This is a genomic window from Microcoleus sp. T3_D1 (assembly GCF_036700405.1).
In the GTDB taxonomy this organism is placed as follows: Bacteria; Cyanobacteriota; Cyanobacteriia; order Cyanobacteriales; family Microcoleaceae; genus Microcoleus.
In genome coordinates this window covers 1-12,198 of record NZ_JAUBOV010000129.1, presented here as the reverse complement: position 1 = coordinate 12,198, position 12,198 = coordinate 1, and the positions used below count along the sequence as shown (strand labels likewise).

General features: G+C 47.4%; 2 protein-coding genes and 1 pseudogene. 2 read left to right on the top strand and 1 reads right to left on the bottom strand.

Translation table 11 applies throughout. The annotated features are described in order from the left end of the window. Positions 1-205 precede the first annotated feature (205 nt). A complete protein-coding gene (locus tag QT992_RS31820; RefSeq protein WP_333340225.1) occupies positions 206-4,933 on the bottom strand; it encodes a glutamate synthase-related protein in 4,728 nt (1,575 codons plus the stop codon). 1,374 nt (positions 4,934-6,307) lie between these two features. Between QT992_RS31820 and QT992_RS31815 the strand changes: the two genes are divergently transcribed. After that, the gene (locus QT992_RS31815; RefSeq protein WP_333320062.1) at positions 6,308-11,791 is read left to right on the top strand and encodes an AAA family ATPase; all 5,484 of its coding nucleotides are present in this window, start codon (positions 6,308-6,310) and stop codon (positions 11,789-11,791) included. Positions 11,792-11,926: 135 nt separating this feature from the next. Next, positions 11,927-12,198: pseudogene (locus tag QT992_RS31810) on the top strand (hypothetical protein); the annotation flags it as partial.

Genomic DNA, 12,198 nt, shown 5'->3' with positions numbered 1-12,198 from the left:
CGCCCGTCCAAAAAGGACGGGCGGGACGCCCATCCCACAAACTTGTGGAAGTTATTTAATTCTCATTCCTAAATTAAAAAAGGGGCAACTCGCGTCGCCCCTCATCTATTAGACATCTCCAAAAAACGTAGTCTTGAACAGGCAAGATGCCTGTTCCACAATAATTATTGGAGATGTCTATTTAACCAACCAACCAGCTAGAAAATTACACTTCCACAGCAATCTTTTGTTCCGAAGCCTCCGGCGAATTCGCTTCACTCGGCGGCACAACTTGCCAGAACTTAGGCAAATATTCCGACCAATTTGCTAAAATATTCTCAGCTTTCTTGCTACCAGTTCGATCGCACTGAGCCTCAATCAACTCCTTCAATTGCGCCTCCCCAGCCGCCGTACAAACCCGCTGCATCTTCACAATCTCCCCGTTGACGTGAGCCGGGAAACTGCCATCTTCATCGAGGAAATAAGCTAAGCCGCCAGTCATTCCAGCGCCGACGTTGCGGCCGACTTTTCCTAACACGACAATTACGCCGCCAGTCATGTACTCGCAGCAGTGATCGCCCGCACCTTCAATCACTGCTTTCGCCATCGAGTTACGCACCGCAAACCGTTCGCCAGCTTTACCCGCAGCCAACAGAGTTCCCCCCGTCGCACCATACAAACAAGTGTTACCGACGATCGCATTTTCGGAAGCATCATAAGTCGCACCAGCCGGCGGTGCGATCGCGATTTCGCCGCCGTGCATCCCTTTACCAACGTAGTCATTGGCTTGGCCTGACAGTACCAGCGTCATTCCCGGCAAATTGAACGCGCCGAAGCTTTGGCCCGCGCTACCAGTACAATTGAGGGTGATTTGACCGCTAAAGCCGGTGTTACCGTGTTGCTGTGCGATCGCACCACTGATTCTTGCGCCTACAGTGCGATCGGTATTCACCAATTTTACACTCTTGCTAACAGTGCCGTGATTGGCGATCGCACTTTGAATCTCCGCATCCGCCAGCAAATCATCATCTAACACTGGCCCGTTGGTGTGTACGTCGCCGTGTATCAAGAAAGATCGATCGCTCTTAGTATCAGGTAACTTGGTCAAACAATCCAAATTAATCGCTTGAGTTTTAGTTAGTTTCACCCCTTCGCGCATTTTCAGCAAATCCGCGCGGCCGATGATATCTGCGATCGACTTATAACCCAATTTCGCCAGTAAACTCCGCACTTCTTGTGCTACGAAATAGAAGAAATTAACAACGTGTTCCGGCGTACCAGGGAACCGTTTCCGCAAGTGTTCTTGTTGAGTTGTCACGCCCACCGGACAACTATTCATGTGGCAAACGCGAGCCATAATACAGCCTTCTGCAATCATTGCCACCGTGCCGAAACCGTACTCTTCGCCGCCCATTAAAGCGCCTACAATCACGTCCCAGCCGCTTTTAAAGCCACCGTCAACGCGGAGCAAAACTCGATCGCGCAATTTATTTTCCATCAGCACCCGGTGAACTTCGGTCAATCCGAGTTCCCACGGAGAACCTGCGTGCTTAATCGAACTCAGTGGCGAAGCACCGGTGCCGCCATCGTGGCCGGAAATTTGAATCACATCAGCATTTGCCTTGGCGACACCAGCGGCTACAGTCCCGATGCCGACTTCCGACACCAACTTCACCGAAACTCCAGCTTTCGGATTGATTTGGTGCAAGTCAAAAATCAACTGCGCCAAATCCTCGATCGAATAAATGTCGTGGTGAGGAGGAGGCGAAATCAGCGTGACACCCGGTTTCGATCGGCGCAAATAAGCAATGTACTCGCTCACTTTCGCCCCCGGCAATTGACCGCCTTCACCCGGTTTCGCACCTTGTGCGATTTTAATTTCGATTTGTTCGGCGTTCATCAGGTACTCAGGAGTCACCCCGAAGCGTCCCGAAGCTACTTGTTTGATAGATGAAGAAGCTGTATCCCCGTTCTGCAAACCTTTCAAGTGAGGTAGCGTTTGTGAGAAACCTGCCGCGCTCACATCGTTTAGCACTTTGTAGCGCACCGGGTCTTCGCCGCCTTCGCCGGAGTTCGATTTACCGCCGATGCGGTTCATCGCAATCGCGAGAGTTTCGTGGGCTTCCGGGGACAAAGCGCCGAGAGACATTCCGCCGGTGGCGAACCGTTTGACAATATCTGCTACAGATTCTACGTCTTCGATTGCAATGGGAGGCCGATCGCTCTGGAAATCCAGCAAATCCCGCAAAGCCGTTACCGGGCGATTTTCGAGCTGTTGCTTGTAAACCTCGTAGTGATCGTAAGCCGTTTCCGAATTTTTGAGACCCATGGGTCTCATTTTTGGTTCGGCCCCATTGCCGTTACCGTTAGTGTGAGCCTTAAAAGTAGTTACAGCCTTGTGCAAAGCCTTCGCCATTTCCGGGCTGTTCATGTGATATTCACCACCCCGGCGGTACTGCACAAAGCCGTAATTTTCCAGCTTTTTGAGGTGCAATTCTGGGAAAGCCTGACTGTGGAAAGACATTACCTCGTTAGCCAGTTCCGCGACACTCAAACCGCCGATGCGGGAAACAGTGCCTTTGAAACCCAAATCTAGCAAATCACCGCCAATGCCGATCGCCTCAAAGATTTGGGCCCCCTGATAGCTAGCCAGCAGTGAAATCCCCATTTTCGACATAATCTTCAGCAAGCCGTTTTCCACCGCTGTGCGGTATCTAGCTTGAGCCTGTGCCACGGTAATATTGGGAACTTTGCCGTGCTGGATCAAGTTTTGAGTCTTGCTGTCAGACCACCAGGCGCGCACGCTTTCCAATGCCAGGTAAGGGCAAACAGCCACCGCCCCGTAACCGATCAAACAAGCGAAGTGGTGAGTGCTCCAACATTGGGCGGTATCCACAACCAGCGAAGTTTGCATCCGCAGGCCGACGCTAATTAAGTGGTGGTGAACCGCACCAACTGCCAGGAATGGCGGAATATAAGTGCATTCTGCACTCAATCCCACAGAAGATTCGCCTTCGGCCTTCGAGATTCGATCGCTCAAAATCAGAATTCTCGAACCCTCGCGCACCGAAGCAGCCGCCTTTTGACAAAGTTGCTCGACTGCTGTTTTCAAACCAGAAGGCCCAGCAGAAATTTTGTAAAGCGTTGACAATTCGGTTGCGGTGAAAGACTTTTGGTCTTTCAAGAAAGACAGTTCAGCGTCGTTGAGTACGGGAGAATCAATTTTCAGCCGCTTGGCATTTTCCGGTACTGCTTGCAGTAAATTGCCCCGCAGGCCCACATTCATCGTCAGCGACATCACCATCCCCTCGCGCAGGGGGTCGATCGGCGGATTTGTCACTTGAGCGAACCGCTGTTTGAAATAGTTGTACAGCAACTGAGGCTTTTCTGACAACACAGCCAAGGGAACGTCGTCGCCCATGCAGAAAGTCGGTTCTTTCCCAGAACTCGCCATCTCGACGATTACCATGTCCAAATCTTCGGCTGTGTAGCCGAAAGCAGTTTGGGTTGCTAACAGCGTTTGCGAGTCGAGGGTTGTTGTTTCCGCAAAAGGCTGCGGCTGCAAGATTTCGCGGTTTTGTTGCAGCCATTCGCCGTAGGGGTGCCGCTTAGCAATGCGCTGCTTGAGTTGCCAATTTTTGAGAATTTCCTTGGTTTGCAGGTCAACTGCAATCATTTGTCCGGGCCCCAAACGGCCTTTTTCGACAATATCTGCTTCGGGAATATCGACAACTCCGGCTTCGGAGGCCACAATTACCAAACCGTCTTTAGTAATGCAGTAGCGGGCCGGCCGCAAACCGTTGCGATCGAGCGTAGCACCTACTTGTTTCCCGTCGCTGAACACCAGCAGGGCCGGGCCGTCCCAAGGTTCTTGAATGCCGCTGTAATACTCGTAAAAATCGACAATTTCTGGGTAGGGAGCCAAATCCGGCTGATTTTTGTAGGCTTCGGGTACCAGAATTGTCAGGGATTCTAGGGGGGTGCGGCCGGAGTGCACCAACAACTCCATTACGTTGTCCAAGTTTGCCGAATCGCTGCTTTCGGGATTGACAATTGGGTTAAACGTGTCGATATCAGCTTGAGTCCAATTCGGGTGAGCTAAATTCGCTTGCCGCGCCTTCATCCAGGTAATATTGCCCAACAGCGTGTTAATTTCGCCGTTGTGTCCCAGCAAGCGCATGGGCTGGGCTAAGTGCCAGCGGGGCATCGTGTTGGTGCTGAAGCGCCGGTGATAGACGGCAAAGGAGCTTTTATAAGCGGGATTTTTCAGGTCTTGGTAAAATTCTGCCAGTACGGCCGATCGCACCATGCCTTTATAGACGATCGTGCGGCAGGAGAAAGAGCAAGTATAAAAGTCTCGGCGGGTGAAGTTGGGACGATTTGACAGCGCGTGTCCGATCGTGCGGCGCGCCAGAAATAGGTGTCTGTCGAGTTCGTCTCCGGCTAAGTGCGGTGAACTGACAATTACTTGTTCGATTTGAGGTTGATTTTCTAGCGCTTGCTCGCCCAAAACCGACGGTACAATGGGAACTTTGCGCCATCCCAAAAGTTTCAGCCCGCGCGAGGTCAGAACTTGCTCAACCACCTGCCGCGCTATAGTCGCTTGAAATTTATCTTGAGACAGAAACAGCATTCCCACGCCGCAGTTTTCGCGTGCGGGAGGCACAATTCCCTGTTCAGCAAACCAAGCATCTAGCAATTCCCAAGGAATCGCGGTCATCAAACCCGCACCGTCGCCGGAATCAGAGTCGGCGCTGCAACCGCCGCGATGTTCCAGACAAGTTAAAGCTGGCAGCGCTTTTTGAATAATCGAGTGGGTGGCTTCACCGCTTTGGTTGGCAATAAAGCCCACACCGCAGGCATCTCTTTCTTCCACTAACCAGCTTTGGCCGGCATAGGGAGTTCCTCGCTCAGTCTGATGCACGTTTCTGTTTGGATCGATCGTGTTACCCATGTTGATTGAATGTTATTTCCGTGATTGTGTGGTTGATGCGTTTTTATAGCTCGGAGAGAGAAAGCTGCCGAGCGGTGGGAGCCTAGTAAACTTTAAAACAGCACATTGGAAGCTGATTTGATAAAAATTTACGTCGATGCGGCCTGTACTTAGCGCTGAAACCCTGTTTGCAGATTTTAAATTATCTCGCTCGCATCGCTTCGGAGATGTCTCCTAGAATACCCTGCTGTTAAAAAGCAGTGATTCTTTGGGAAATCGCCGCCATGCAACTAGATACATTGCAGGCGATCTAGTTTTTTCTGTGGGTTTTTCCTGAGTTCGGAAGGGTAGCCTTGCGGACTCAGGTAGATAGTAACTTTAGCGTTATTTTGCTTGCTGCGCTGCTGAGTTGCTTTCGTCAGCGCCCGCAGACACAAAAGCCACCTGCCCGCTCAGTCGGTAGGTGCAATGTAGCAGCGCGGTTCACAACTGGTGAAACCGGTCTTATTGTGAAGTCAACTCTCAAGCTGCGAACATCAAGTTTATCAAAAAATTGATAAAATTTCACCCATTACAGTCAAAGTTTGCGCGCAAGTCTTGTCAGCGATCGTCCAGAACCCAGGCTAAGATGCCTAGCCGAAAAAGGTTGACTGTTTTCCCTAAGCCTATTTTGTATTTTTTTTCCCACAAACGTTTTGGACCCTTTCAGGTCTACAGACGCGCTTGATTCTTGATTCGTTGAGGCGATTTGCTGATGCAGGATTTCTAACCGCAACCGTTTCTGAATTAAATACTTTTGCCAAGTATTCAATTCCGACACGGAACTAATACCAAGACGCCTCGTTAATTAACTTAGCTAGGCAAGGATTTTTTCACTACAACAGTTCTCAATCAAGTGAGGTATGCCCTAGGCTCTATGCCCACGGAGGCCTATGCCCGCTTATCAAGCGTACACCTCATGTTACTGAGGCTATATATTTTTCATCCTATTAATTAGCGTCTTAACTTCCTCTTCAATGAACGGCTGTCATTCAATCAGCGTTAGCCTCCTTCATTTTCTACTTGGTCTCAACTCCCTTATCAACATCTCTTACCTAAAATATTAAGTCTTGTTTTTAAAATGGCGTTTTCATAATTTGAGGTACAAAGTAGATTAAACTAAATATAGTTAATCAATAGCACGGCCGATAGAGCGAAAATAGTAGATATAGCAATTCTAAATCATTCATGTAAATTTGTAGGGGTAGTGCTACCCCTACTCCCCGTGCCTACCCCCTATCTATCGGGGGAACCGGGCGTGGGATTGCCCCTACAATAATTAGGCGAATGATTTAGGGTTGCTATAGTAACTCAAAAAAGCTTCAGGCTTGACAGAAGCAGTAGGAATAGGTAGGTATGGCTAGCATAACAAATATTTTGCGAGGATATCAGATTAACGAGCAAATATACGCAGGCAATCGAACTGTGGTTTATCGTGCCCGTCGGTCTTCCGATCGGCAGCCCGTAGTGATCAAACTGCTGCGAAATGACTTTCCCCGCTTCCACGAACTCGTTCACTTCCGCAATCAGTTTGTCATTACTAAAAACTTAGAACTCCCCGGCACTATCAAGGCATACAGCCTGGAGACTTACCATAACCAGTATGCTCTGGTGATGGAAGACTTTGGCGGAATTTCCTTATGTAGCTACCTCGCTAGTCTAGTGTTCGCCAGCAAGGAACCTCTGGAAGGGTGGCCCGTTAACGAGTTTCTTCCCATTGGCATTCAAATTGCCAACTCGCTTGACGGACTTTATCGCCACCACGTTATCCATAAAGACCTCAAACCCGCCAACATTCTAATTAACCCTGCCAGCAAACAAGTTAAGCTGATTGACTTCAGCATCGCTTCGCTGTTGCCGCGCCAAACCCAAGAAATTCAAAATCCCAACCTCCTTGAAGGCACTTTAGCTTACATATCTCCCGAACAAACTGGGCGAATGAACCGAGGCATTGATTACCGCACAGATTTCTACTCTCTGGGAGTTACATTCTACGAACTGCTGACGAGACAGTTGCCTTTCCAAAGCGACGATCCGATAGAGTTAGTACACTGTCACCTTGCCAAGCAGCCTATTCCAGTCCATCACCTCAACAAAAGCGTTCCCTTGGTGCTGTCTGAAATTGTTAGCAAACTGATGGCGAAGAATGCTGAAGATAGGTATCAAAGTGCTCTAGGACTCAAGTTTGATTTGGAAACTTGTTTGTACCAGTGGCAAAAAACTGGAGAAATCGCCTCTTTTAAACTAGGGCAGCGAGATTTGTGCGATCGCTTCATCATTCCCGAAAAATTATACGGTAGAGAGAACGAAGTATTCTCCCTACTGGCAGCCTTCGATCGCGTGAGTGCAGGAAGCGCGGAAATGATGCTGGTGGCTGGCTTTTCAGGTATTGGCAAAACCGCCGTCGTCAACGAAGTTCACAAACCGATTGTCGCAGCTAGAGGCTACTTCATCAAAGGCAAATTCGACCAATTTGGACGCACCCAACCATTCTCAGCTTTTGTACAAGGTTTTCGCGATTTAATGAAGCAATTGCTGAGCGAAACAGATGCTAAACTTGAACAGTGGAAGACTCAAATCCTGGCAGCATTGGGCGAGAATGCTCAGGTAATCGTTGAGGTAATTCCCGAACTAGAACGGATTATCGGAGAGCAACCAGCCGCACCAGAACTTTCGGGCAGTGCGGCCCAAAATCGCTTCAATCGCTTATTAGAGAACTTCATTCAACTCTTCACAACCAAAGAACATCCCCTCGTCATTTTCTTAGATGACTTGCAATGGGCAGACTCAGCCTCATTAAAGTTGATTCAACTTTTGACGAGCGATCGCGATCGGCGGTATCTCTTTTTAATTGGAGCGTATCGAGATAACGAAGTCAGTCCCGTACACCCTTTGGTGCTGACATTATCCGACATTCAACACACCGGAGCCACAGTCAACACCATTACCCTCGCGCCGCTCGATCGCTCGGAGTTGAATTGTCTGATTGCCGATACCTTAGCTTGTTCTAGAGCATTGGCTCTGCCTTTGACAGAACTCGTTTATCAGAAAACCCAAGGAAATCCCTTTTTTAGCACACAATTCCTCAAATCTTTGCATGAAGATGGGATAATTGAATTTAATTTTGAAGCTCGGTATTGGCAGTGCGATATCGCTAGAGTGCGAACCTTGGCACTAACGGATGATGTAGTAGAATTCATGGCACTTCAGTTGCGAAAGTTGCCAATCAGGACACAGGAAGTTTTAAAGTTAGCTGCTTGTATTGGCAATCAGTTCGATTTGGCGACCTTAGCAATTGTTGATGAAAATTCGCCAACAGAAACAGCAACAGCTTTGTGGAAAGCATTGCAAGAAGGGTTGATTTTACCAGTTAGCGATGTTTATAAATTTTATCAACAATGTAGTAAAGAATTAGGTAATCCCGCGACCCAGGAAGAGACCGCTGACTTATTAAGTAGCAATGAACAATTAGCGAAATACAAGTTTTTGCATGACCGCGTACAACAGGCTGCCTATTCTCTCATTCCCGAAGACCAAAAACGCTCGACCCACTTAAAGATAGGGCAATTGCTGTTTAAGGAAACATCGGAAGTCGAGCGGGAAGAAAGAATTTTTGAAATGGTCAACCATTTGAATATGGCGATTAAGCTGGTTAGCGATCGCGTGCAACGGGAAGAATTTGCCCACTTAAATCTAGTAGCTGGACGAAAAGCAAAAGCCGCAACAGCGTATGCGACAGCCCTTGAGTGCTTGAGTAACGGAATTGAATTATTAGCAACGGATTGTTGGGACAGCCAGTACCAACTCACCTTAAACCTATATGAGGAAGCAGTTGAAGCGGCATTCCTGATCGGTGAATTTGAACAAATGGATCGATGGGTGCAAATCGTGTTGCAGCAAGCCCGAACCTCTCTGGATACTGTGAAAGTTTATACAGTGCGAATTCAAAGTTACATCGCTCAGAATAATTTACCCTTAGCAGAACAGACGGCGCTGATTGTTCTCAAACAACTGGGCGTGGAATTTCCAGAGAATCCCAGCCCGGAAAAGGTTCAACAAACCCAGGATGAAACAAAACGCAAGTTCGCCCGCCACACGTTGGAAGAATTGATTAATCTTCCAGAGATGACCGACTCCTATTATCTGGCAGCCCTGCGAATTTTAGGCACGGTTGTATCGGCTTCTTATCAGTCTGCATCTAAATTATTCCCGCTGATTGTGTGCAAGCCAATAGAACTATCTCTAACCTATGGAAATGCCCCTACATCTGCTTTTAGTTATGCTTGGTATGGTTTAATTCATGCAGGAACAGGAGGGGATATTGATATCGGCTATCAATCAGGTGAGGTAGCTTTAGGTCTGCTAGATAATGTGAAAAGCAAAGAGCTAAAAACTAAAACCTACAATCTTGTTTATGGCTATGTCCGGCATTGGAAACGCTACCCCCAAGATTCTTTGCCATTTTTATTAGAAGCCCATCAAATTGCCCTAGAAGCAGGAGAATTAGAATATGCTGCCTATGGACTTTACAATTATACGGCGCTTTCTTTCTCTATGGGCAGAGACTTGGCGGAAATGGAGCGGGAGACAGAAACCTTCGATCGCGCTATTCATCAGATTCGTCAGGGAAACGCACTCAGTTTCGTGAAAATTTTTCGGCAGGCTGTTTTGAACTTGCGAGGCAAAACCGATAACCCCTGCCGTTTGGTTGGGGAAGCTTATGATGAAGACATCATGATACCGCAGCATCAAGCTAATAACGTGCAGTATGCGATTTGCAGCGTTTATCTCAACAAGTTGATTCTCGGTTATTTGTTTGAAAACTATCAACAAGCGCTGGAAAATGCCGTGCTAGCAGAGCAATATTCGGATGCTCTAACCGCAGGGCTTCAGTATTCGCTGATTTATTTCTATGGGTCTCTAACGTACTTAGCGGTGTATGCAGAGGCTGATGCGGAAAAACAAGCTGCACTCCTAGAAAAAGTAGCAGTAAATCAGGCAAAAAGCAAGCGATGGGCGGAGTATGCCCCTATGAATCACTTGCATAAGTTCTATTTGGTCGAGGCAGAGCGCTATCGCGTTTTAGGACAGCAAGTTGAGGCGATGGATTTTTACGATCGCGCGATCGCTCTGGCTAAAGAAAACAAATACCTCAATGAAGAAGCTTTGGCAAATGAGCTGGCTGCAAAATTTTATTTACAATGGGGTAAAGAAAAAATTGCTCAACTTTATCTAATTGATGCCTACTATGCCTACTCTCGTTGGGGAGCTAAAGCGAAGATTGACGACATAGAACAACGCTATTTTCAATTGCTTGCTCCTATTTTGCAACATAATCAAGTTCGTTTGTTCGAGGCAGTGACTACCTCCCATGACACCTCATCTTCTAGCAAAAACCAAACAATTACTGGAAGTACGAGTACCACAGTAATAGATTTACCAACTGTTATCAAAGCTTATCAAGCTTTGTCTAGCGAAATTAAGCTGGAACAATTGCTCACTACCCTGATGGAAGTAGCGATTCAGAATGCAGGCGCTCAAACAGGAGTATTGATTTTGAAAGAAGAGGAAAACTGGACAATCGCCGTCCACTGTAGCGATCGCCAAGGCTGTCTTCTGCAAGAAACTATTGGGATAGAGGAGAGCGAATCAATTCCCCAGACTGTCATTAATTACGTCAAACGCACGCAAAAAACTCTAGTTTTCGATGATGTCAAGACTGAATTAATATTTACTTCTGACCCCTATATCAAGCAGCACCAACCTAACAGCATCCTATGTACTCCGATTACCCATCAAGGCAAAATGATGGCAATTCTGTATTTGGAAAATAATCTGACGACGGGGGCATTCACTGGCGATCGCGTCGCTCTCCTCAACATCCTCTGTTCCCAAGCTGCCATCTCGCTGGAAAACGCCCGCTTATATCAGCAATCTCAACAGCTTTATCAAAAATCTCAGGATTATGCCCAAAAACTGGAGCAGTCTATCCAGGCTCTCAAACAGATGCAACTGCAATTGGTGCAGGGTGAAAAAATGTCGGCTTTGGGAAATTTAGTCGCTGGTGTAGCCCACGAAATTAACAATCCCGTAGGCTTTATCGCCGGCAACTTGCAACCGGCTATAGAATACGTGGGGGATTTATTCAATTTGATTGATTTGTATCAAGAAAAATTTCCCCATCCGGGAGGAGAAATTGAAGCCGAAATTGAAGATATGGACTTGGAGTATTTGCGAGAAGATTTGCCCAAATTGATTGGCTCGATGAAGGAAGGAGTCGATCGCATCCGCAATATCAGTACGAGTTTGAGAACGTTTTCCAGGGCAGATAGCGATCGACCAGTTTCTTTCAATATTCACGATGGACTCGAAAGCACTCTACTGATTCTCAAGCACCGTTTAAAAGCCAGCGAGTCCCGCCCTGCCATTGAAGTTGTGAAAGAGTATGGTAAATTGCCTCTCGTAAAATGCTTTCCCGGACAGTTAAACCAGGTATTTATGAACGTACTCGCCAATGCGATTGACGCTCTGGAGGAGTCAAATAAGGGGCGAAGTTTTAGTGAAATTAAAGCCCTACCTAATCAAATCACGGTTCAAACTGCTCTGAGCGAAGACAACAATCAGGTTTTGATTCGCATTAAGGATAATGGAGTAGGGATGTCGGCCGAAGTCAAGGAAAACATCTTTAACCACTTATTTACAACCAAGCCTGTGGGTCAAGGCACTGGATTAGGATTGTCGATCGCCCATCAAATTGTTGTGGAAAAACATGGAGGTACGTTACTCGTGAATTCTTTTTTGGGGCAGGGTTCGGAGTTTGTGATTGGTATTCCGGGGTGAGCAGTTTGTAGTAGGGATCTAGCGTAATTATTGCGATCGTCGCCAAAAATATCGGATTTAGTAAGAACAAACATACGGATTTTCCGGGTTTCTAAATCCCCATGCGTTTAGAAGTGAAATTGTGAGTTGTAATCTGTGAAACGTAATTTTTTCTATTGGCGTCTAATATTGTCAGTCTCGATTTTACCCGTACTTGCGATCGTCCCGTCTTTAGTGTGGAATCAACCCGGAAGAGCACAAGAGGGGGAGAGGGCTGGGTTGATTGATGGTTCCAGAGCCCGCCAGGGAATTCATTCCCTGGCTGATAGCGAAAGTCGTTTGAAACTCACCTCTTGCACCATTCTCAAGAACGGGCAAGATGCCCGTTCCACAAAGAGTGAATTTTCTTGTGGAACAGGCATCTTGCC

Coding starts and splice junctions, on each gene's coding strand:
- QT992_RS31815 (WP_333320062.1), top strand. CDS start 6,308: ATGGCTAGCATAACAAATATTTTGCGAGGATATCAGATTAACGAGCAA.
- QT992_RS31820 (WP_333340225.1), bottom strand. CDS start 4,933: ATGGGTAACACGATCGATCCAAACAGAAACGTGCATCAGACTGAGCGA.